This window comes from Paraburkholderia phytofirmans PsJN, from assembly GCF_000020125.1.
Classification (GTDB): domain Bacteria; phylum Pseudomonadota; class Gammaproteobacteria; order Burkholderiales; family Burkholderiaceae; genus Paraburkholderia; species Paraburkholderia phytofirmans.
Genome location: NC_010681.1, coordinates 2125635 through 2147538, shown reverse-complemented (window position 1 = coordinate 2147538; position 21904 = coordinate 2125635). Strand labels below are relative to the sequence as shown.

The following is a 21904-nucleotide window of genomic DNA, read 5'->3' as shown; positions in this document are numbered from 1 at the left end:
ATCAACTGCGCTGAAACACTTGGACGAATCTGAAACTGGTGGGTGCTGAGAGGCTCGAACTCCCGACCTACGCCTTGTAAGGGCGCCGCTCTACCAACTGAGCTAAGCACCCGTTTCACGATTCAGTGCTTCTTCTTGCTTCTGCCTGAGCTTCGTCGCTTGAAGTATTTCAACGCCCCTCAAGCAGCAAGCCCATTAGTTTAGCGCATCCTTCAGAGCTTTGCCAGGCCTAAATTTGGGGACCTTGGCCGCCTTGATTTTGATGGCAGCGCCGGTGCGCGGATTGCGCCCGGTGCGCGCGGTGCGCTTGCCGACCGCGAACGTGCCGAAACCGACCAACGTCACCGAACCGCCCTTCTTCAACGTACCTTTGACACCATCGATCACAGCGTCGAGTGCACGGCCTGCCGCTGCCTTCGAAATGTCGGCTTGCTGCGCAACGTGATCGATCAATTCCGTCTTGTTCATCCCAACCCCCGAGAATGTTTATGGCAATCGTGACGGCGCTTTGTTAGCGCCTGGCATCACGCGGCCGGCGGCCAACGCCGGGCGCAATCATTAGAATTGGCCGAAACCCTTGTGTCAAGCGGGGTTGAGCCTGATTTGCGAGGTTTTCGAGGGGGCTTCCTATAACAAAATGTTGCCTCGAATCGATGCACATACAACCAGTCGGCAGCCGCACTGCGGCTTTGCTCAATAGGTGGGAAAACGCGTTGCACTGATGCTTGACGAAAGTCGCGCGGCCAATAAAAAACCCGCGGCCGTGACCGCGGGTTTTCTTCAAGCAAACAGCTTCGTTACTGACTGTCTTAGTGCTTCACGACTTCCGTTGCTGCGGCGTCTTTGCCCGGCTCTGCCGCGACAGGCGCAGCAGGCTTCGGCTCTTCTTCCGGCAACGCCGTCGGCACGCGTTCGAGCGCCAGTTCGAGCACCTTGTCGATCCAGCGGACCGGCACGATTTCGATTGCGTTCTTCACGTTGTCCGGAATCTCCGTCAAATCTTTGACGTTTTCTTCCGGGATCAGCACCAGCTTGATACCGCCGCGATGCGCCGCCAGCAGTTTTTCCTTCAGGCCACCGATCGGCAGAACTTCGCCACGCAACGTGATTTCGCCCGTCATCGCGACATCGGCGCGCACCGGAATTCCGGTCAACACCGACACCAGCGCGGTCGTCATCGCAATACCGGCAGACGGACCGTCTTTCGGCGTCGCGCCTTCCGGCACGTGGATGTGAATGTCCTGCTTCTCGAACGCTTCGTCCTTGACACCGAGACGGCGCGAGCGCGAACGAACCACCGAGCGTGCTGCCTCGACCGACTCCTTCATCACGTCGCCCAGCGAACCCGTACGGATCACGTTGCCCTTGCCCGGCATCACCGCGGCTTCGATGGTCAGCAGATCGCCGCCCACTTCCGTCCACGCGAGACCCGTGACCTGGCCAACCTGATTTTCCTTCGCGGCCAGACCGAAGTCGTACTTGCGCACGCCGAGGAACGTATCGAGATTGCTGCCGTCGACCTTCACCGCGCCTTCCGCCTTCTTCAGCAGAAGCATCTTCACGACCTTGCGGCAGATCTTCGAAATTTCACGCTCGAGCGAACGCACGCCCGCTTCACGCGTGTAGTAACGAATGATGTCGCGGATCGCGGTTTCCGTCACATCGACCTCGCCATCCTTGAGGCCGTTGTTCTTCTTTTGCTTGGGCAAAAGATAACGTTGCGCGATGCTGACCTTCTCGTCTTCCGTGTAACCCGACAGACGGATCACTTCCATCCGGTCAAGCAGCGGCGGCGGAATGTTCAGCGAGTTCGACGTTGCCACGAACATCACGTCCGACAGATCGAAGTCGACTTCGACGTAGTGATCGGCGAACGTGTGGTTCTGTTCCGGATCGAGCACTTCGAGCAGAGCCGACGACGGATCGCCGCGGAAATCCTGACCCATCTTGTCGACTTCGTCGAGCAGGAAGAGCGGATTGCGCACGCCGACCTTGGTCAGGCTTTGCAGAATCTTGCCGGGCATCGAACCAATGTACGTACGACGGTGACCGCGAATCTCGGCTTCGTCGCGCACGCCGCCGAGCGCCATACGCACGAACTTGCGGTTCGTGGCGCGAGCGATCGACTGACCCAGCGACGTCTTACCGACACCCGGAGGCCCAACGAGGCACAGGATCGGCGCTTTGACCTTGTCGACACGTTGCTGGACCGCGAGATACTCGAGAATGCGTTCCTTCACTTTCTCGAGACCGAAGTGGTCTTCGTCGAGCACGCGTTCCGCATTCGAGAGGTCGTTGTTGACCTTGCTCTTCTTGCGCCACGGCAAGCCGATCAGCGTGTCGATGTAGTTGCGCACGACCGTCGCTTCCGCCGACATGGGCGACATCAGCTTGAGCTTTTTCAGCTCGGCGTCTGCCTTCTTCTTGGCTTCCTTCGGCATGCGGGCAGCGGTAATGCGCTTCTCGAGTTCTTCGAGATCCGCACCTTCTTCGCCTTCGCCGAGTTCCTTCTGGATCGCCTTGACCTGTTCGTTCAGGTAGTACTCGCGCTGGCTCTTTTCCATCTGGCGCTTCACACGCCCACGGATGCGCTTTTCCACCTGCAGGATGTCGATCTCGGCTTCGAGTTGCGCGAGCAGATGCTCGAGTCGCTCGATGACCGGGAACATCTCGAGAATGTGCTGCTTCTGGTCGAGCTTGAGCGGCAGATGCGCTGCGATCGTATCGGCCAGACGACCCGCTTCGTCGATGCCTGACAGCGACGTCAGGATCTCCGGCGGAATCTTCTTGTTCAGCTTCACATACTGGTCGAACTGCGACACGATCGCGCGGCGCAGCGCTTCAGTTTCAGCGCTGTCGGCGTGGTCGGGTTCGAGCGGCATGACTTCGCACGAGAACTGCGTTTCCTGTTCTTCGATGGAAAGCGTTTTCGCGCGCTGCAAGCCTTCGACGAGCACCTTCACGGTGCCATCGGGCAGCTTGAGCATTTGCAGGATGTTGGCGACGCACCCTACTTCGTACATGTCCTTTTCGGTCGGCTCATCTTTCGCAGCCGTTTTCTGGGCGACGAGCATGATGTGCTTGCCGCCTTCCATCGCTGCTTCGAGAGCCTTGATCGACTTCGGGCGGCCTACGAAGAGCGGAATCACCATGTGCGGGAAGACGACTACGTCACGCAGCGGCAGCAGCGGGAGCGTAATGCGTTCCGGCGGAAGGAGTTGGGTTCCTGACATTTCATTTCCCCATGAGTGGAATCAGTTCGTTCGATAGGTGAGGCCAGCAGAAAAGATTGCAAGCCTCCGCGTGTGGGAAAAGTTCAGTGACTCCGAAGGTTCAGTGACTCCATAGTGAAAACAACCAGCCTGACCACACGATAAACGAAAAAAGCCGTTCACGTTGCCATGAACGGCTTTTTTTGCAGAACCCGAAAGCCGATCAGTTCGAACCCGCCACTTTGGGCGCGTCTTCGTAGATCAGTAGCGGTTTGCCGTCGCCGTCAATCACGTTGTCGTCGATGATGACCTTGCTAACGCCTTTCATTTGCGGCAGGTCGTACATCACATCAAGCAACGCCTGTTCCAGGATAGAACGCAAACCACGCGCGCCCGTCTTGCGACGAATTGCCTTACGCGCGACAGCTTGCAACGCGGCCGGGCGAATTTCGAGCTCGACGCGCTCCATGTTGAACAGCTTGTGGTACTGCTTAACCAGGGCATTCTTCGGTTCGACGAGAATTTTCATCAACGCGACTTCGTCGAGCTTGCCGAGCGTGGCTACCACCGGCAGACGGCCGATCAGCTCGGGAATGAGACCGAACTTGATCAGATCTTCCGGTTCCACTTCGCGCAGCACTTCGCCGGCGTCGCGGTCCTGCTTGCTCTTCACGCTCGCGCCAAAGCCGATGCCGGTTTTCTCGGTACGATCGACGATGACCTTTTCGAGGCCGTCGAACGCGCCACCGCAGATGAACAGAATGTTGGTGGTGTCGACCTGGATGAAGTCCTGATTCGGGTGCTTACGGCCGCCCTGCGGCGGCACCGACGCCATCGTACCCTCCACCAGCTTCAGCAAAGCCTGTTGCACGCCTTCACCCGAGACATCGCGGGTGATCGACGGGTTGTCGGACTTGCGGCTGATCTTGTCGATTTCGTCGATGTAGACAATGCCGCGCTGGGCCTTGTCGACTTCGTAATTGCAGTTTTGCAGCAGCTTCTGAATGATGTTCTCGACGTCTTCACCGACATAGCCGGCTTCCGTCAGCGTGGTTGCATCGGCAATCACGAACGGGACGTTCAGAAGGCGCGCGAGCGTTTGCGCGAGCAGCGTCTTGCCGGAACCGGTCGGGCCGATCAGCAGGATGTTGCTCTTGGACAGCTCGATCTCGTCCTTCTTGTCGAGATGCTTGAGGCGCTTGTAGTGGTTGTACACCGCGACCGCGAGAATTTTCTTCGCGCGTTCCTGACCGATCACATACTGGTCGAGGATTTCACGGATTTCCTGCGGACTCGGCAGATCGGACTTCGACAAGCCCGCCTCGATGCCCGCACCTGCAGCCTCATCACGGATGATTTCGTTGCACAGGTCGATACATTCATCACAGATGAACACCGACGGGCCGGCAATCAGTTTTTTGACTTCATGCTGGCTCTTACCGCAAAACGAGCAATACAACAGCTTTTCGCTGTTAGAACCTTTCTTGTCCGCCATAGATGTTTGAGCCTCCGGACACTCGATTACATGATACGCCGTTTGCCCTGGCCTCGCAGTTTGGGCGGGGCCGGGCTTGAGCCAAGGTGACGGCGTTTGCCGCAGGCACTCGGACGAAGTTTGATTATTTCACAACCGATCCGGCCACGTTTTCGCCCCATTTCAGGGCAAAAACGCACCATCTCAAGGACGCTTGTGCGCCACCTGGTCGACGAGACCGTAAGCTTGCGCGTCGTCGCCTGACATGAAATTGTCGCGGTCGGTGTCGCGTGCGATACGCTCGACCGGCTGGCCGGTGTGATGCGCGAGCAGATGATTCAGGCGTTCCTTCAAATACAGGATTTCACGCGCCTGAATTTCGATGTCCGACGCCTGGCCACGCGCGCCGCCCAGCGGCTGGTGAATCATGACGCGCGAATTCGGCAAGGCAAAACGCTTGCCCTTCGCCCCGGCCGCAAGCAGAAATGCGCCCATGCTGGCCGCAAGACCCATGCACAGCGTGGAGACATCCGGCTTGATAAACTGCATCGTGTCATAAATCGCCATGCCGGCCGAAACCGAACCGCCCGGGCTGTTGATGTAGAAGCTGATGTCCTTGTCGGGATTCTCGCTTTCGAGGAACAGCATCTGGGCGACGACGAGATTGGCCGTCTGGTCGTTCACTTCACCGACCAGGAATACGATCCGTTCCTTCAGCAGACGCGAATAGATGTCGTACGAACGCTCGCCCCGGCCGCTCGTTTCCACGACGATCGGCACCAGTCCGAGCGCCTGCGCTTCGAGATCCCGTGACGACTGGGAGGTCAACGTGTCCAGCATTTGAGCGCGAAAGGTCATGCAGTGGATCCTTGTCTGAAATATTCTAAATATTAGATGCTGGACAGGTGTGGCCGACAACCCCGTATTCAAGTGCGCGTTCGGTGCGGCGCAATGCGTGACACCCGTGCAAAACGCACCGCATATTCACAGCACAAAAAAACGGCGTGCGGGCCGTCGCTCCGACAGCCGGCACGCCGTTGCAGCGACGCTTACGCTTGCGCCGTTGCGCTTGCCAGTTCTTCGAAGCTCACTTCCTTGTCCGTCACCTTGGCCTTGCTGAGCACGAAATCGACGACGTTGGCTTCAACGACGTACGCTTCCATTTCGGCAAGACGTTGCTGGTTGGAATAATACCAGCGGACGACTTCCTTCGGGTCTTCGTAGCTTTTCGCGAATTCGTCGACTTCGGCACGAATCTGCTCCGGCTTGGCTTGCAGTTCGTTGGCCTTGACCAGTTCGGCCAGCACGAGGCCCAGCTTCACGCGGCGCTCAGCCTGTTCCTTGAACATCGCAGCCGGGATCGGCGCATCTTTGGCGTTCGGCACGCCGCGTTGCTCCAGATCCTGACGCGCCATCGCGACGAGGCGCTCCTGATCCTGTTCGATCAGCGCGTTCGGCACGTCCAGTTCGGAAATCTTCAGCAACGCGTCCATCACCTGGTTCTTGACGATGGCTTGCGTGCGGCGCTTTGCTTCGCGTTCGAGATTGTCTTTGATCTCAGCGCGCATCTTAGTCAGGTCGCCGTCTTCGATGCCGAGCGACTTGGCGAATTCGGCGTCGATTTCCGGCAGATGCGGCCACTCGATCTTCTTCATCGTGATCGTGAATTGCGCGGTCTTGCCGGCGACATCTTTGCCATGATAGTCCTCGGGGAAAGCCAGATCGAATTCCTTCGACTCGCCAACCTTCAGGCCCGTTGCCGCCTTTTCGAATTCCGGCAGCATGCGGCCTTCGCCCAGCACGAACGCGAAGTCGTCAGCGCTGCCGCCCTGGAACACTTCACCCTCGATCTTGCCGACGAAGTCGACCGTCACGCGATCGCCTTCTTTCGCTGCCGTGTCGCCGCCGCCGTCACCGTGCTCGCCGGCTTCGCCGCGAGCGTGGAAGTGCACGCGCTGCTTGCGCAGGATGTCCAGCGTGCGGTCGATTTCCGCTTCGCTGATGGTGGTCGTGGTGCGCTCGATTTCAGCCGTGGCGACGTCGCCCAGCTTCACTTCCGGATACACCTCGAACGTCGCGTCGAACGCGTAGTCGCCTTCAGTCGCGTCGCTCTTCGGCGCGAAGCTCGGCTGACCGGCGACGCGCAGGTTTTCGCTGCGGCTGATGTCGAAGAATTCCTTGCCGACCTTGTCGCTCAGCACTTCGGCTTCCACCTGGCCCGAATACTGTTGCGTCACCATCTTGAGCGGCACCTTGCCCGGGCGGAAACCCGGCATGCGCACGTTCTTCGCGAGTTGACGGATACGCGAGTCCACTTCCTTCTGCACGGCGTCCTTCGGCAGGGAAATCGTGACGCGGCGTTCGAGCTTGCCGAGGTTTTCAACAACGTTAGCCATGGCTTCAATCGTCCTAAAATTATTCGAGCGAATCAGTTATCTTCTCCGTGCCGCTTGTCGATGTCATGCGATGTCGCGTTTTTTTGGTCGCGTTTGGGTCGCTTCGCATCGATTGCGCGCCTGCGCCGCGGGCTTGCAGGCCGCCGGCAGCACGGTTGAGTCCAAAGAGCCGAATATTTTAGCAAACTATTTGCGCGCCTAGCCGGGATTCGATGAATGCGCGCGTTTTTGTCGAGGTTTTGGTCGGATTCCGGCCGCTTTCCGCGCTGTTTCATGCCCGTTTGCGCACTGTTCCAGTGCGGCCGGGGTGCTTCGCCGAACCAGTACACGAATTTTCTCCGGCGACTTCGCTTCAACCTGTCTGCACGAATTTTCCCCGGCGAATTCGCTTGGATCAACACAGGTCTACAGAAGCAGCCGCGCCCACCGCGCATACGCGCCCAGCCGCCATCCATGCCGGCTATGCCATTCGACATATTCAGTCGGCGCGCCCATGCTGATAAGCTAATGGACGCGCTTGGGGCTGCGCCCGCATCTCGCCGTTTCACCGCCCTCGCAACGATTCCAACCACTCAGAGACACCATGCCGAATTCGCCGTCCTCGCCCGTCGTCGTCATTGCTCCCGACTCCTTCAAAGGCTCGCTTAGCGCGGAACAGGTCGCGCAAGCGATCGCAGCGGGCATCAAGCGCGCCCGTCCCGCCGCGGAGGTGCGCATCTGCCCGATGGCCGACGGCGGCGAAGGCACACTCGACGCCATGCTCACGCGCGGCGGCGAACGCCGCACGCTGAGCGTGCGCGGCGCGGCTGGTCCGGTGCGCGAGGCGCTCACGGGCCTGCTCGCCGACGGCAGCGCGATCATCGAAACGGCGGAGGTCGTCGGCATCACGGATCCGGTGGGCATGGGCGTGCCCGTCGAGGCGCGCAGCACACGCGGCATGGGCGAGGCGATTCGCGCGCTGATGGACGCCGGCGTGCGGCGCTTTTTCGTCGCGCTCGGCGGCAGCAGCACCAACGACGGCGGCGCGGGCCTGTTGGCCGGCCTCGGTCTCAAGCTGTTCGACGCACAAGACAATGAACTCGACGCCACGCCGGAACAACTCGCGCGTCTCGCACGAGTCGACGTGTCGCAGCTCGACGCGCGTTTATCGAGCACGCAGTTCGTCGGCATGTCGGACGTGGACAATCCGCTTACCGGCGAACACGGCGCAACCGCGGTATTCGGTCCGCAAAAGGGTGTGAAACCGGAACAGGTTGCCACGCTCGACGCAGCGCTCGCCCGCTTCGCCGATCTGCTCGAACCAGCGCTCGGCCGCACGGCGCGCCAGCTGCCCGGCGCGGGCGCCGCGGGCGGCCTCGGCTTCGCGTTGCATATGCTCGGCGCGCAGTTCGAACCCGGCGCGGAAACCGTCGCGCGGCAAATCGGTCTGGACGCCGCGCTCGAAGGCGCCGATTGGCTGATCACCGGCGAAGGCCGTTCGGATGTGCAAACGCTGCATGGCAAGGCGCCCTTCATCGCCTGCCGTCATGCACAGGCAGCGGGCGTGCCGGCCACGCTTCTCTCCGGCGGAGTCGACTCAGCCGCCTTGCCGCGCCTTGCCGAATATTTCAGCGGTTGTTTCTCGCCGGCGCCCGGCCCGATCACGCTCGAAGTCGCGATTCGCGACGCGGCGCGTCTGTTGGCGGACGAAGCCGAACAGTTGACGCGCCTGAAATACGGCACGCGTTGACCGGCAGGGCGGTTACGGCAACAATCACAGCGCCGCGACCGCTCTCACACTACGGGAAGACCATGAAGGACGCCAAAGCCGGGCTCGAACAATTCCTCACGTACCGTCTGCATGTCCTCAACAAACTCGCCGAACGCGGCATCAGCGAACGCTATCAGAGCAAGCTCGGCGTGACCTTGCCTGAAGCGCGCGTGATTGCGTCGGTGGGATCGTTCGGACCGTTCTCGATCATGGAACTGGCAAGACATGCCAATCTCGACAAAAGCCAGGCAAGCCGCGCCGCCGAAGCGTTGATCAAGCAAGGACTCGTGAAACGCGAGGCGAGCGCCGAAGACGGCCGCGTCGTGCTGGTGTCGCTAACGCCCGAAGGCCGCGCGCTGTATCGGAAAGTCATGCCGATCGCGCGCAAATGGAACGGCGACATGTTCGACTGTCTGGACGAGCAGGAAAAGCTTGCATTCGGTCAGGCGCTCGACAAGATCATCGGCACAATGACGGCGCCCGAGGAATGACCTGCGCGCCGTAGGCGGCGCTGAATTCAGCGCTTGCCTTCGCCCTGTCCGTTGGTGTCGCCGGTGGCGGGAGCGGCCGTAGAAACATTAGCTGCCGGGCCCGTTCGGTCGGATTCCGCCGACGTACCGGTTACGCCAGTTCCCTCCGAACTACCCGCCACGCCGGATACCCCCGACGCGTCTGCTGCGCTACTCTCCGCCGACGCTCCCCCTGCGCCAGATCCCGACGACGCTCCCGACATACCCGCCGGCCCACCGCCCGCCGGCACTCGCGCACCGCGCGCAAGCCGCCACGCAATCGCTGCAAGCGAGCCCACGGCCAGCAGCAACGCCGCCCATAGCAAATAGCGGCGCATCGCGTCCGGATCCCTCGCGGACTGCGCCCTCGCGGCCTGCTCGGCTGACAGCGCATCACCCAGGCGCGCCGTCGCGGGGACCGCCGAGGCGCCCATCAACAGATCGTCGCGGCTCACCGCCGACGACACCGTCGTCGCGCTACCCACCGCCAGCGTGAACGGCGCCGTGCCACGCGCGACGAACGTCAGAATCGCCGGACGCCAGCCCGCGGCGACGGTCAGCGTCCCGCTGCCGAGTCCGCCGTTTCGCGTGTCGACCACCACACGCCACTGACGATCCGTGTCGGGCGTCAATTCGAGCGAAGGGTTGCTTTGCTCCACCTCGCCGTTATGCAAACGGAATAATGTCGCGCCCGCCACTTCGCGCCATGGCGTATCGAGCCCCGTGCGCGAATAGACGACCGCAGGCGCGACGGTGTTCGGTTGAGGCAGGTTCAGGCGCAACCGGTCGACGGGATACGGGCCGCTGGTGCTAAAAAAATACTCGCCGGGTTTCGGTCCCGCGTGCGCGACGATGCCTTCGCGCCATGCCCGCTCCGCGCGCTGCGCCGCGTCGGCGGCAAGCGCCTGGATCTCCATGTCCAGCGACTCGACATACGGCGCGCCGTCGAGCCAGCGCAAGCGCAGGTAACGCGCGCGATTGCCGTCCAGTTCGATCCGGTCCTGACTCAGCGTGCTGCCGTTGTAGCTGACCTTGAGCAGTTGCGCATCGCCGGCGGGTTGCCAGTGACGCAAATCGTCGCTCGATTCGACCGTCACGCGCCCCTGGTAATTGTCGTCGCGCAGGTGCACGAGCAAGGCGGTCACGCGGCTTGCACGCGACGCGCGCCCGAGGTCGATCAGGTCCGTATCGTGTTGCGCGCGGGCCGGCGGCGCAGAGGTCGCGCGCAGCGAACCATCGCTGGCGATTGTCACGCCCAGCGGTGCGGAGGTACTGCTGGCGGCCGTGGGCGGCAACGGAAACCAGCGCACCGGACGCAGCGTGGGCGGCGTGCGCGGCGGCTCGCGCGGCGCATCGAGCGAATACGGAACGGGTTCGCCCGTGCCGTTGAAGATCCGCACGTCGCCGAGATCGTGACGCTGGCTCGCCGCGTAGACGGCGGCCGGCAGCGTCACGCTGTAGTACGCGGCGCCTTCTTCGAGTTGCAGCGCGAAATGCTGAGCGAAATCGTCGGCCGCGGTGGCGGGCGCGGACGCCCACATCGCCGTGATCGCGAAACACCAGCCGGTCAATATAAAGACATGCTTCATTGCTTGGATTCCACGACCAGAGACTTAGGCGGTAACGGTGAGAAGTAGCCGATCAGCAACAACATCAAACCGATGCCGATAAACGAAACGATCCGCTCGATTCCCGTCATGTGAGACAGGTCGAACAGGAACAGCTTGACTACGGTCGCCGCCAGCAGCGCGCCGCCGATGAACCAGACCATCCGGCTCGCCCGGCGCGTCGCCCAGATCATCATGGCCAGCGCACACACCGTCCAGAATACCGATATTGACGCCTGTACGAGCATCGAGTGTGACATGGTCTCGAACGCATATGGCACGCCGGTCCAATGATGCAGCGTACGCAGCAGCATCGCGTTCAGCCAGACGAATCCGGTCGCGCCGGCCGCCACCTGCAAAGGCATGCGATATTCGCCGATCGGCACGCCGAGCCAGTGAATCCGCACGAGCCAGAACGCCGCCAGCGCGAACACCACTGCCTGCACCAGGTCGAGCGGATTGAGCAACGGCAGACGCGCCCATGCGCCGCCGTCCTGCGTCAGGTTCGCGAAGAACGTCCATATCCACATCACCAGCACGAGCGGCGTCGACGCGATCGCGCACAGCCGCACGATACTGTCGCGGCGCGCGAGCCACAACCCGGCAAAAGCAAACGCGCTCCAGCCGACCAGAAACACCTGCTGCAGGCCGAACGAGGCGAGCACCGCACCGACATCGTACGCCGCGTGAAAATGATGATGCAGCGTGCGCAACAGCAGCGCGTTGAACCAGAGAAACAGCGTGGCGAGCACCAGATAATCGAAGGCGCGCGGATGCCATTGCACGCCCAACGCGCGCAGTCTGTGCAGCCATACCGCACAAGCGACGACCGCGAGAATCTGCGCGACGTCGAGCGGATTGAGGATCGGCAGCCACATGAGCGGCGCGGCGCTGCCGTCGCTCGTCACGCTCGCGATACTCCACGCCCACAGCAGCACAGCGAGCGGCGCGGCGGCCCACACCTGATACGCCCGCATGAAGCGCGCGACCGGCCAGCGCAGACGATGCCCGGCGCCCGCCAGCAACAGCAGCAGCACACCGAAGCCATACGCCCACGCGCTCCAACTCCATGCGCCTTCGGGCACGTAAGCCCGCAAACCCCAGTAGCCCTCGAGCGCGGCAAGCGCGCCGGCCGTCCAGAACATCAGCGTATGCAGCGGCGCGAGCACGATATCGCTGACGTCACGCTGCTGGCGCCACAACAATCCATACGCCGAGAAGGCAGCGAGTGCGCCAACCAGCCAGCCGTAGCCGCTCACCGGCGCCATGCCCAACGTGAAGAGCTGCGCGGTAAGCAACGCGAGAACCGGCACGAGCGCCAGCGCCGGCCATTCGGCAAGCGGCCAGCGCAGCGTGCGGCGCGCGCCGTGCGCGAGCCACGCTGTCAGCACCGCGAAGAGCGCGACGGCAGCCGTATCGAAACGGGCGTGTTCCACGCCAGGATGAGCGCTCGTGTACGCATGGATTTCGTACAGGCCGCCCAATGTCCACCACAACAAACCCCACACGCTGGCAACGAGGCCGATCTGCGGCATCCACAGATGCCATTCGCCTGCTTCGCTGCGGCCGTGCAAACGCCACCCCGTGAAGACACCCGCGAGCGCGATCAACACCGACGCGATGTAAGCGCCGTTCAGGACCGGCCAGACGTTCGCGTCGTGAGTCTGCGCGATCGTGCCGACCGCGTAGGCGCCCGCCGCGGCCAGTTGCAGCAGCAGGCCGAAACCGAACGCGCTCAGGCGCCGCTGACGCACCGCGAGCCAGCTGATCGCTGCGCCTTCGATGGCCCAGGTCGCGCTGGTGGTCGGCCCGGTGAACGCGAGCGGCACGGCGAGCGTGGCAAAGATCACCGCCAGCGCGAGCATGGCCTCGAACATCATGCCGAGGCGCTCGCGGCGTCGCGCGAGCCAGCCCGCGATCGCCAGATAGAACGCGGCGAGCGCCACCGCGCTCCACGCCAGGCCGAACTCGGTGTTCTTCATCAACGCGGCTTGCAGGCCGATCGCCACCAGCGGCGTGCCGAACACCAGCGTGCCGTCGACGTAATGCTTGAGGGCGATTTCGCGCCGCACCGCGTAGAGCAGCGCGATGCCGACGTACATCAGGAAAAACAGAATCAGGAACGGCTCCGTGCTGGCGAGCAACTCGGGGCGGTAGGCCGTCGCGCCCCACGCGGCGTCGATCGAAAACGTGAATACGAAGCCGAGCAGATTCAGCGGGCGCCACGCCTTGAACCACGCGATCGCGAAGATGCCGGCGTTGAGCAGCGCGTAGTAGCTGAACAGCACGACGTGACTGCCGCCGCCCGTCGACAGCAAAATGGGCGCGAGAAAACCGCCCGCGCTGCCTATGAAGGCCAGCGACGAAGCGTTCTGCCGGACCGCAAGAAATGCACTGAGCGCGCAGATCGCGACCATCAGCGGCAAGGCTGCGCCCGCGGGTAGCAGGTGGTAGAGCCGCGTGGCCGCGAAGACGGTCAGATACAGCGCGCCGACGCCGCCGCCTTGCAGCACCAGCCCATAGGCGCCGCGTCGCTCGCCGATGCGCCAGCCGAGCACGATCAGGGCGGTCGCGGCGAGCGCCACGCCGGCGAGGCGGAATTCGATCGGCAGCAGACTGTTGTCCGCAGCGTATTTGAGCAGGAAGGCGATGCCGAAAAACAGCACGATGATGCCGACCCGCACGACCGTGTTGCCGCCCAAAAGCCAGTCGCGGCCAGCTTTGAAGAGGCGCTCGGCGAGACCAGGGCCGCGTGGAGGTGCGGGTGGTGAAGGTGGAGCGGGAGGCTGCGGCGCCGACGCTGACGTGGAAAGAGACTGTGCGGTCGGAGCGACTTGAGTGGCGCCAGACATGCCGGGCGGGACGGGTACGCTCGACACGCCTGTTGCACCACGAGCGCCCGTTGCGCCTTCCGCGCTCGCAGCAGCCGGCACCATCGCTTCGGCGCTTGCCGATGAGCGCGCGGCAGCGAGTGGCATCGCCGGCACCTCAGGCTGCGGACGTACTGTCCGCTCATTGCCAGGCGGGATCGCGTAAGGACTCGACGCTGCATCCGACGGCGACCGCCTGAACGCCGCAGTGTCAGCAGTCTGCGCATTAGCATCAGGAGCGCCCTCGCCGGCTCCCGCTCGCAACTGACGAATCTCGCCGCGCAATGCGACGACTTCCCGCTCGAGCCGCTCGACGCGCGCCGCCAGTTCGCCCTGAGGATTCGAGCCAGAAGTGGTGGCCGTGGTGGCCGTGGTGGCCGCTGTGGCCGCGGATCCCGCCGCAGTATCCGCAGACTTCTTTCGCAGAAGACGCGAAAACGCAAAACCAGCCACGGCACCCAGCAATGCGCCGAGGCCGATCGAGAAATCGTTCGACAAGGCAGTCAGCATGCCGACCACCGCGCCGAGGACGGTCAATATCACGCTCATCGCATCCCTCTTTTTTATTGTGTTCTATTGCGAGATTCGCTTAATTACGCTCGGATTAATCCGCGAGTATTACATCAACGATACGGCGAAAATCGGCGCGGAGAATACCATGTAATCCGCGCTTCAGAGCCAACTATCAAGCGAGTCAATGACGCGTGCGTCACGCTGCTTAACAATTCCCCGCCGGCATTGCGTCACTAGTCCCAACCGCATCGATATCAGCAGCCGCGCAAGCCGCCAATCATGTCAAAATTCGTCACCGGCCATTGGGCCATCCCTCTCCCATATTTTATTTAAGGAAGTAGCAGTGGACATCAACAAACAGGTCGCGGCCCTCACCGCTTCGGAACTCCAGACGGCCGGCGCGAGCCAGGCCACGGCGATTGCCGTTAGCGTGCTGCTGCGTCATCTGCGCTCGCCTGAGCTGGCGAAGCTGCTGTCGTCGGCGTTCGAAAACCATCAGGCGGTAATGCTGCAAACGCCGTGGCCCGAGCCAATGCTGCAGGCGTTCGAATCGACCCGCCGCTTTCTCGAAGGCGCCACGCAAGCGGACCTGCCGGGCACGCAAGCGCCCGCGCAAACGCCGGACGCCTGAGCGCGGCCGGCACCTTTCAGAAAGACATTCAGGAAGACGCCGCGAGCAGCGCGCCGAGCCAGGCGCGCAGCGCCGATATCTCCTCCGCGCACACCGAATGCGGCATCGGATACGCACTCCAGTCCACCTTGCAACCGCGCGCGATCGCAAAGTCGCGCGCGGCCTCTCCTAGCTGGATCGGCAACACGTCGTCGTACATGCCATGCGCGGCGAAGATAGGCGTGCCACGGTTCGCGGCGCTCAAACGGCTGTCGATAAAGCCCGGCGACGGCACATACCCCGACATCACGATCAAGCCGGCCAGTGTCTCGGGGTGCGTCAGCCCTGCCGAATAGGTCATCGCCCCGCCTTGCGAAAACCCCGCGAGAAAGATGTTCGAAGTCGGAATGCCGCGCCGGTTCTGCGCCTCGATCAATTGCCGCACGGTTGCGCAAGACGCTTCGATACCCGCTTCGTCGATCTGCTCATTGATGTTCTGAAACGAGCGGATGTCGTACCACGCGCGCATCACGTAGCCGTTGTTCGCCGTAACGGCAATCTCCGGCGCATTGGGAAACACGAAGCGCACGCCAGGCGCATTGCCGAGACGCAGTTCGGGCACGAGCGGCACGAAGTCGTTGGCGTCGGCGCCGAGACCGTGCATCAGGATCACGGCGAAGCTTGGATTCGGCGCGCTTTCAATTTCAATGGTGGGCGGTTGCTCGGTCATGTGTCGCGATTACCCGGTTGCAAAAAACGTTCAGAGGATCGGAATGAGTACGAGGAGGATATACCGGGAGGCAAGACGCGACACCTGGCATATTCAAAGCCTGTCCCCTGCCGCCTCAGCTCGCGACCGCGCCCGCCCGCGTCCTGCCGCGCTTCGCGCCGGCGCCACGACCTCGGCGAGCAGTTCCTCGTGCAGCGCCCGCAAGACCTCGACGAACGCCGACGCCAGCCGCTCTCGCGGCCTATGCGGCGGAAATAGCAGATAGGTCTGAAAACGCGTAGCCGGCAGGAACGGGCGAATCGCGATTTCCGGCCCGGCGAAGTCGCGCGCGACGATGGGATGCGCGAGCGTCACGCCCATGCCGTGGCGAACCATCTCGCAGCACATCGCGGCGTATTGCGCCTCGATCGACATGACGCGCTGCACGCCCGCGCGCAGGAACACTTCGTCCATCAAGGCGCGCGTGCCGTCGCCGTGGCATAGCGAAATGAACGGCTCGCCTTCCAGATCTTCCGGCTTGATGCTGCGCTTCTTCGCCAGCCGATGCGCCGCCGGCATCACACACACGGCGGCCACATCCGCCAGCTGTTCGACTTCGCAATCGGATGCCTCGCTGACATACACCGCCACGCCGAGATCGCAGAACTGCGAGGCCGTCCAATGATTGACCGTGCCCGACGTATTCACGTGCAGCGACACGGTGACATCCGGAAACAGCTCGACAAACCGCTTGATGGCGTGCGGCACCAGCGTCATGCCCGCCGACGGCATCGCCGCGATGCGCAGACGGCCGCTGCCGAGATTGCGAATCTGCGCCGCGGCATTCGCCAAACCCTGCAAGCCGACAAACGCGCGCTCGACTTCGCGAAAGAACGCCTCGCCCTCGCTCGTGGGAATCAGCCGCACGCCGCTGCGCTGGAAGAGCTGCAGCCCCGTATCGCGCTCGAGTTGCGCGATCAGACGGCTCACGTTCGGCTGCGACGTGAAAAGGGCCTTGGCCGCGGCGGTCATAGACCCCGACACCATGACCGCGCGGAACGCCTCGATGTGCTTGAGATTCATCCGTATTCTCCCTTAGACGGCGCCCTTCAATCCATATCATCCATGCATGGATAGGTATTTTATTCGTATTGGACGGCATGACCAGCCGGCGTGACACTGCATTCTAACGACGGGCAGCGAAGCCCGCGTCCCCACACCGGAACTGGAGATCGTCGTCATGAAAAGAGCGTTGCATCGCCGCCTGTCCGCCTCGCCCCGCCCCACCCTCGCAGCACTTCTCGCCGCTTGCGCGCTCGCCGCGCCGCTCCTCGCGCAAGCCGACACCACGCTCTATGTCGCCAATGTCGGCGGCTCGAACGAGCAGCTCTACCGGCAGAAAATCATCCCGCCGTTCGAGAAGGCGCATAACGTCAAGATCGTCTACGTCGCGGGCAATTCGAGCGATACGCTGGCCAAGCTGCAGGCGCAGAAGGGCCATCAGCAGATCAACGTCGCCGTCATGGACGACGGTCCGATGTACCAGGCGATGCAGCTCAACCTGTGCGCGAAGCTCGACGACGCGCCCGTGATGAAAGACGTCTACCCGCTCGCGAAGATCGGGCCGAGCGCGATCGGCGTCGGCATGGTGGCGACCGGCATCGGCTACAACGAGGAGGCCTTCAAAAAGGCCGGCCTGCCACCGCCCGACTCGTGGAAGGCGCTCACCGACAGCCGCATCAAGGGCAAACTCGGCGTGCCGCCGATCACCAACACCTATGGTCTGCATACGCTCGTGATGCTCGCGCGTCTTTCCGGCGGCGGCGAGAAGAACATCGATCCCGGCTTCACCGCGATGACCAGACAGGTCGCGCCGAATGTGCTGTCCTGGGCACCGACGCCCGGCGAGATGGACGGCCAGATGCAGTCCGGCGACGTGATCCTCGCGCCGTACGGCAGCGGGCGCGCCGTCGCCTTGCAGAACACCGGCTTTCCGCTCAAGTTCATTTACCCGAAAGAAGGCGCGGTCGCGTTGCAGGTGGCGGCCTGCGCGATCGCCGAGAACGCGCAGCCGCAGTTGTCGCAACAGTTCGTGCAATACCTGTTGAGCCCGGAAGTACAGGTGTTGCAGGCGCAAGGCATCGGTCTGGGTCCGGTCAACAAGACCGTCAAGCTCACACCTGAGATCGCCGCCCGCGTGCCCTACGGTCCCGAGCAGATCTCGAAGCTGACCGCGATGGACTGGGCCACGATCAACCAGCATCGCACCGAGTGGACCGAGCGCTGGAACCGTTCGGTCGAACGCTGAAGTGCGGCACCAGCACGTTCCTCGCGCGACGCGCGATCTGATGAAGGAGCGAGGCGCATGGCCTTCCTGACTCTGCAAGGCATCTCGAAACGCTACGGCGATTTCACGGCGATCGAACAGCTCGATCTTGCCGTCGAACGCGGTGAACTGCTCTCGCTGCTCGGACCGTCCGGCTGCGGCAAGACCACCACGCTGCAAATGGTCGCGGGCTTCATCACGCCGACCACGGGCCGGATTCTGCTCGACGGCCGCGACATCACCAACGAGCGTCCCGAGAAGCGCGGCATCGGTGTCGTGTTCCAGAGCTATGCGCTGTTTCCGCACATGACGGTGGCGGGCAACGTCGGCTTCGGGCTGGAGATGCGCAAGGTCAGGCGCAAGGAGCGCGACGAGCGCGTCGCCGAAGCGCTTTCCCTCGTGCGCCTGAAAGGCCTCGGCCACCGCTATCCGAAGGAACTGTCGGGCGGCCAGCGTCAGCGCGTGGCGATTGCGCGCGCCATCGCCATGCAGCCGGAACTACTGCTGCTCGACGAGCCGATGTCGAACCTCGACGCCAAGCTGCGCGAAGAGATGCACATCGAACTGCGCGCGATCCAGAAGCGCCTCGGCATCACGACGATTCTCGTCACGCACGATCAGGTCGAAGCGATGACCATGAGCGACCGCATCGCGGTGATGCATCGCGGCGTGATTGCGCAACTGAGCACGCCGTATGACGCGTACGAGCGCCCCGCCACGCCGTTCGCCTCGACGTTTCTCGGACGCACCAACGCGTTTTCCGGCGAAGTGCTGCGGCGCAACCCGCGCTGCGCCGAAGTCGACGTCGCGGGCACGACGCTGCATGTGCCGCACGAAGGCCGTCATGTGGACGGCACGGTGAACGTCTATATCCGCCCGGAAAAGGTTCATCTGGCCAATGGCGATGCGCGACTGCGCGGGCGCATCGCGACGCGCGTGTTCGTCGGCAATCAATGGCTGCTCGAAGTGGATACCGAACTCGGCAAGTTGCGCATCGCGCAACCGAACCACGGCGCGCCGCCGCCCGAGGAAGGCCACGAAGTCGGCCTCGCATGGACCGACGACGACCTGCGCGTGCTCACGCAAGACACTCCGGAGAGCGCTCATGGCCACGCTTGACGACGCTCGTCCCGGCGCCGCGCCGTGGCTGCTGTCGGGGCCCGCGCTGCTGCTGTTCGTCGGTTTGCTGCTGGTGCCGCTGCTGCTCACGCTGATGCTGTCGTTCCGCGTGTTCAGCGACACGGCCGGCGTCACCGCCGCCTATACGCTCGCGAACTACTGGGAAGTCGTCAGCGATCCTTACTACGGCACGATCTTTCTGCGCACCGCCGGCCTCGCCTTCGCCGTCACGCTGCTGTCCATCGTGCTCGGCGTGCCGGAGACCATCGTGCTCGCGCGCATGAAACGGCCATGGCAATCGCTGTGTTTGCTGGTCGTGCTCGGCCCGCTGCTCATCTCCGTGGTGGTGCGCACGCTCGGCTGGCAGATTCTGCTCGGCAACAACGGCGTACTCAACAACCTGCTCCAGGCACTGCATGTGACCGACGAACCCATCCGCCTCGTCTTCACGATGACCGGCATGATCATCGCGCTCACGCACGTGCTGGTGCCCTTCATGGTGATGTCGGTGTGGGCGACCATGCAAAAGCTCGACCCGCAAGTGGAATGGGCTGGCCGCTCGCTCGGCGGCTCGCCGTTTGCGGTATTCCGCCGCGTGGTGCTGCCGCAGATCATGCCGGGCGTGCTGTCGGGCTCGATCATCGTGTTCGCCTTGTCGGCGTCGGCGTTCGCCACGCCGGCGCTGATCGGCGGCCGGCGCCTCAAGGTGGTTGCCACCGCCGCCTACGACGAGTTCCTCGGCACGCTGAACTGGCCGCTCGGCGCCAGCATCGCCGTGCTGCTGCTGATCGCCAACGTGGCGATCGTAATGGGCTGCAGCCGCCTCGCCGAGCGCCGCTTTCAGCACATCTTCGATTGAGCGGGAGACAGCGATCATGAAACAGAACGGCATTCTCGGGCTCGTCTACAACGCGTTCTTTATGACCTTCATCCTCGCGCCGCTCGCGGTGGTGATGCTGGTGGCCTTTACCGACAAGGGCTTCATCTCGATGCCTTTCGATGGCGCGTCGCTGCGCTGGTTCCGCGCGATCATCGAGAACGGCGACATCGTCGCGGCCTTCTGGCTGTCGGTGCGGCTCGCGTTCGCGGCGGCGAGCATCGGCGTGCTGCTCGCGGTGCCCGCCGCGCTGGCGATCGCGCGTTATCGTTTTCCGGGCCGCGCCGCGCTCACCAGTTTCTTCCTCTCGCCGATGATGATTCCCGCGGTCGTGCTCGGCATTGCGTTCCTGCGCTTTCTGTCGCTGCTGCATCTGTCGGGATCGTTTTGGTCGCTGGTCTGCGCGCACGTGATCATCGTGCTGCCGTATGCGTTGCGCCTCGCGCTGTCGTCGGCCGTCGGACTCGATCGCGACGCCGAACGCGCCGCGCTTTCCTGTGGCGCGAGCCGCTTCACCGCGTTTCGCCGCGTGGTCCTGCCGATGATCCGCACCGGCGTGGCGGGCGGCTGGGTGCTCTCGTTCATCCAGAGTTTCGACGAACTGACCATGACCATCTTCGTCGCGACACCGGGCACGACCACGCTGCCCGTCGCCATGTACAACCAGATCGCGCAGACGATCGATCCGCTGGTCGCTTCGGTGTCGGCGGTGCTGATCGTCGGCACGGTCCTTCTGATGATCCTGCTCGACCGCATGGTCGGACTGGATCGCATTCTGATCGGAGAAACCCGATGACATTGACAAGCACCGATAGCCCCGACGTGCTGGTGCTCGGCGGCGGCCTGGTCGGTTCGGCCGTGGCCTACGGACTCGCCCGCGAAGGCGCGCGCGTGACCGTACTCGACGAGGACGACGGCGGCTTGCGCGCGTCGCGCGGCAATTTCGGCCTCGTCTGGATTCAGGGCAAGGGCTATGGCCTGTCGCCTTATGCACGCTGGTCGCGCAGTTCGGCCACGCGCTGGCCGGGACTCGCGCAAGCGCTGCATAACGAAACCGGCGTGGACGTGGCGTTGCGCCAGCCGGGCGGCTTCCACTTCTGCTTTAACGACAGCGAACTCGCCGAACGCGAGAAACGCCTCTCGACGTTGCAAGCGGAGCTGGGCGATTACCCCTACCAGATGCTCGACGCCGCCGAAGTCCGCGCGCGCATTCCGCAAATCGGCCCTGCGGTGATCGGCGCGAGCTATTCGCCGATGGATGGTCACGTGAATCCGCTCAAGCTGCTGCGCGGCCTGCATGCCGCCATGCAGGCGCGCGGCGTGCGGCTCGTGTCGGGCGAACGCGCGGAGCGCATCGAGCCGCAGGCGCAAGGCTTCGTCGTGCACGGAAAGCGCGGCACGTATCGCGCGGCGCGCGTCGTGCTCGCCGCGGGCCTCGGCAATCGCGCGCTCGCGCCGTTCGTCGGACTCGACGCACCGGTCGCGCCGAATCGCGGGCAGGTGCTGGTGAGCGAACGCGTCGCGCGCTTTCTCGACTATCCGACGCTCAACGTGCGCCAGACCGATGAGGGCAGCGTGCAGTTCGGCGATTCGATGGAAGAAGTCGGCTTCAACGATTTCACGACCACGCACGTGCTGGCCGACATCGCCCGGCGCGGCGTGCGCGCCTTCCCGATGCTGCAGCACGTGCGGCTCGTGCGCATGTGGGCCGCGTTGCGTGTCTATAGCCCGGACGGTTTTCCGATCTACGACCACTCCGAGGCGCACCCCGGCGCATTCGTCGTCACCTGCCATAGCGGCGTGACGTTGGCGGCCGCGCATGCGCTGCGCGTCGCGCCGTGGATCATGGGCGCGCCGATGCCCGACGAACTGCCCCACTTTTCCGCGCGCCGCTTCGAGCACGCCGGTGAACTGACTCCCGCTCATTGAATT

Annotated in this window: 17 protein-coding genes and 1 tRNA gene; 8 read left to right on the top strand and 10 right to left on the bottom strand. The window is 63.3% G+C overall.

The features are described 5' to 3' along the window. Positions 1–36: 36 nt before the first annotated feature. The 6 genes from BPHYT_RS09470 to tig all read right to left on the bottom strand — a co-directional run bounded on the left by BPHYT_RS09470 (position 37) and on the right by tig (position 7082). Positions 37–112, bottom strand: a tRNA-Val gene (locus BPHYT_RS09470). Between the two features lie 83 nt (positions 113–195). Continuing rightward, positions 196–468 (bottom strand): HU family DNA-binding protein, encoded by a 273-nt coding sequence (locus BPHYT_RS09465; RefSeq protein WP_012432917.1) that lies wholly within the window; start codon positions 466–468, stop codon positions 196–198. A 341-nt stretch (positions 469–809) separates the two neighbouring features. Continuing rightward, positions 810–3233 carry an endopeptidase La gene (lon, locus tag BPHYT_RS09460; RefSeq protein WP_012432916.1) on the bottom strand — a complete coding sequence of 808 codons (2424 nt, stop codon included), beginning with the start codon at positions 3231–3233 and terminating at the stop codon, positions 810–812. Positions 3234–3435: 202 nt separating this feature from the next. Then, positions 3436–4707 (bottom strand): ATP-dependent Clp protease ATP-binding subunit ClpX, encoded by a 1272-nt coding sequence (gene clpX / locus BPHYT_RS09455; protein WP_007182009.1) that lies wholly within the window; start codon positions 4705–4707, stop codon positions 3436–3438. Between the two features lie 183 nt (positions 4708–4890). Beyond that, positions 4891–5544, bottom strand: a complete 654-nt coding sequence (gene clpP, locus BPHYT_RS09450) for an ATP-dependent Clp endopeptidase proteolytic subunit ClpP (protein WP_007182010.1) — start codon at positions 5542–5544, stop codon at positions 4891–4893. Positions 5545–5735: 191 nt separating this feature from the next. Then, positions 5736–7082 (bottom strand): trigger factor, encoded by a 1347-nt coding sequence (gene tig / locus BPHYT_RS09445; protein ID WP_012432915.1) that lies wholly within the window; start codon positions 7080–7082, stop codon positions 5736–5738. A 583-nt stretch (positions 7083–7665) separates the two neighbouring features. Between tig and BPHYT_RS09440 the strand changes: the two genes are divergently transcribed. After that, on the top strand, positions 7666–8811 hold the full coding sequence (locus BPHYT_RS09440; RefSeq protein WP_012432914.1) for a glycerate kinase: 1146 nt from the start codon (positions 7666–7668) through the stop codon (positions 8809–8811). Between the two features lie 62 nt (positions 8812–8873). Continuing rightward, positions 8874–9323 carry a MarR family winged helix-turn-helix transcriptional regulator gene (locus BPHYT_RS09435; RefSeq protein WP_012432913.1) on the top strand — a complete coding sequence of 150 codons (450 nt, stop codon included), beginning with the start codon at positions 8874–8876 and terminating at the stop codon, positions 9321–9323. 26 nt (positions 9324–9349) lie between these two features. Here BPHYT_RS09435 and BPHYT_RS09430 read toward each other — a convergent pair whose 3' ends face one another. Next, entirely contained in the window at positions 9350–10930 is a 1581-nt protein-coding gene (locus BPHYT_RS09430; RefSeq protein WP_012432912.1) for a DUF3999 domain-containing protein, read from the bottom strand. Beyond that, positions 10927–14367: a DUF2339 domain-containing protein gene (locus tag BPHYT_RS09425; protein WP_012432911.1), complete on the bottom strand. Its 3441-nt coding sequence runs from the start codon at positions 14365–14367 to the stop codon at positions 10927–10929. Before BPHYT_RS09425 ends, BPHYT_RS09430 begins: the two co-directional genes overlap by 4 nt. 307 nt (positions 14368–14674) lie before the next feature. On the opposite strand from BPHYT_RS09425, the gene BPHYT_RS09420 reads away from it, so the two are divergent. Further along, complete coding sequence (locus BPHYT_RS09420; RefSeq protein WP_012432910.1) at positions 14675–14962, top strand: hypothetical protein; 288 nt, start codon at positions 14675–14677, stop codon at positions 14960–14962. Positions 14963–14990: 28 nt separating this feature from the next. Here BPHYT_RS09420 and BPHYT_RS09415 read toward each other — a convergent pair whose 3' ends face one another. Together BPHYT_RS09415 and BPHYT_RS09410 are read right to left on the bottom strand one after the other, a co-directional pair. Then, positions 14991–15671, bottom strand: coding sequence for an alpha/beta hydrolase (locus BPHYT_RS09415; RefSeq protein ID WP_012432909.1), 681 nt, complete (start codon positions 15669–15671; stop codon positions 14991–14993). A gap of 93 nt (positions 15672–15764) precedes the next feature. Continuing rightward, entirely contained in the window at positions 15765–16733 is a 969-nt protein-coding gene (locus BPHYT_RS09410; RefSeq protein WP_012432908.1) for a LysR substrate-binding domain-containing protein, read from the bottom strand. A 157-nt stretch (positions 16734–16890) separates the two neighbouring features. On the opposite strand from BPHYT_RS09410, the gene BPHYT_RS09405 reads away from it, so the two are divergent. Genes BPHYT_RS09405 through BPHYT_RS09385 form a run of 5 tightly spaced genes read left to right on the top strand, consistent with a single transcriptional unit; the run spans position 16891 to position 21901 of the window. Continuing rightward, on the top strand, positions 16891–17958 hold the full coding sequence (locus BPHYT_RS09405; protein ID WP_012432907.1) for an ABC transporter substrate-binding protein: 1068 nt from the start codon (positions 16891–16893) through the stop codon (positions 17956–17958). A 57-nt stretch (positions 17959–18015) separates the two neighbouring features. After that, positions 18016–19095: an ABC transporter ATP-binding protein gene (locus BPHYT_RS09400; RefSeq protein ID WP_012432906.1), complete on the top strand. Its 1080-nt coding sequence runs from the start codon at positions 18016–18018 to the stop codon at positions 19093–19095. After that, positions 19082–19954 carry an ABC transporter permease gene (locus tag BPHYT_RS09395; protein ID WP_012432905.1) on the top strand — a complete coding sequence of 291 codons (873 nt, stop codon included), beginning with the start codon at positions 19082–19084 and terminating at the stop codon, positions 19952–19954. The genes BPHYT_RS09400 and BPHYT_RS09395 overlap by 14 nt, the downstream gene beginning before the upstream one ends. A 16-nt stretch (positions 19955–19970) precedes the next feature. After that, entirely contained in the window at positions 19971–20768 is a 798-nt protein-coding gene (locus BPHYT_RS09390; RefSeq protein ID WP_012432904.1) for an ABC transporter permease, read from the top strand. Next, complete coding sequence (locus tag BPHYT_RS09385) at positions 20765–21901, top strand: NAD(P)/FAD-dependent oxidoreductase (RefSeq protein ID WP_012432903.1); 1137 nt, start codon at positions 20765–20767, stop codon at positions 21899–21901. Before BPHYT_RS09390 ends, BPHYT_RS09385 begins: the two co-directional genes overlap by 4 nt. The last annotated feature ends 3 nt before the right edge of the window (positions 21902–21904 follow it).

What these genes read in the sequence shown, in the direction of transcription:
- BPHYT_RS09405 (WP_012432907.1), top strand. Translation starts at nt 16,891, where the DNA reads ATGAAAAGAGCGTTGCATCGCCGCCTGTCCGCCTCGCCCCGCCCCACC.
- BPHYT_RS09430 (WP_012432912.1), bottom strand. Translation starts at nt 10,930, where the DNA reads ATGAAGCATGTCTTTATATTGACCGGCTGGTGTTTCGCGATCACGGCG.
- lon (WP_012432916.1), bottom strand. Translation starts at nt 3,233, where the DNA reads ATGTCAGGAACCCAACTCCTTCCGCCGGAACGCATTACGCTCCCGCTG.
- BPHYT_RS09435 (WP_012432913.1), top strand. Translation starts at nt 8,874, where the DNA reads ATGAAGGACGCCAAAGCCGGGCTCGAACAATTCCTCACGTACCGTCTG.
- clpP (WP_007182010.1), bottom strand. Translation starts at nt 5,544, where the DNA reads ATGACCTTTCGCGCTCAAATGCTGGACACGTTGACCTCCCAGTCGTCA.
- BPHYT_RS09465 (WP_012432917.1), bottom strand. Translation starts at nt 468, where the DNA reads ATGAACAAGACGGAATTGATCGATCACGTTGCGCAGCAAGCCGACATT.
- BPHYT_RS09410 (WP_012432908.1), bottom strand. Translation starts at nt 16,733, where the DNA reads ATGAATCTCAAGCACATCGAGGCGTTCCGCGCGGTCATGGTGTCGGGG.
- BPHYT_RS09385 (WP_012432903.1), top strand. Translation starts at nt 20,765, where the DNA reads ATGACATTGACAAGCACCGATAGCCCCGACGTGCTGGTGCTCGGCGGC.
- BPHYT_RS09415 (WP_012432909.1), bottom strand. Translation starts at nt 15,671, where the DNA reads ATGACCGAGCAACCGCCCACCATTGAAATTGAAAGCGCGCCGAATCCA.
- BPHYT_RS09400 (WP_012432906.1), top strand. Translation starts at nt 18,016, where the DNA reads ATGGCCTTCCTGACTCTGCAAGGCATCTCGAAACGCTACGGCGATTTC.
- BPHYT_RS09395 (WP_012432905.1), top strand. Translation starts at nt 19,082, where the DNA reads ATGGCCACGCTTGACGACGCTCGTCCCGGCGCCGCGCCGTGGCTGCTG.
- tig (WP_012432915.1), bottom strand. Translation starts at nt 7,082, where the DNA reads ATGGCTAACGTTGTTGAAAACCTCGGCAAGCTCGAACGCCGCGTCACG.
- clpX (WP_007182009.1), bottom strand. Translation starts at nt 4,707, where the DNA reads ATGGCGGACAAGAAAGGTTCTAACAGCGAAAAGCTGTTGTATTGCTCG.
- BPHYT_RS09425 (WP_012432911.1), bottom strand. Translation starts at nt 14,367, where the DNA reads ATGAGCGTGATATTGACCGTCCTCGGCGCGGTGGTCGGCATGCTGACT.
- BPHYT_RS09440 (WP_012432914.1), top strand. Translation starts at nt 7,666, where the DNA reads ATGCCGAATTCGCCGTCCTCGCCCGTCGTCGTCATTGCTCCCGACTCC.
- BPHYT_RS09390 (WP_012432904.1), top strand. Translation starts at nt 19,971, where the DNA reads ATGAAACAGAACGGCATTCTCGGGCTCGTCTACAACGCGTTCTTTATG.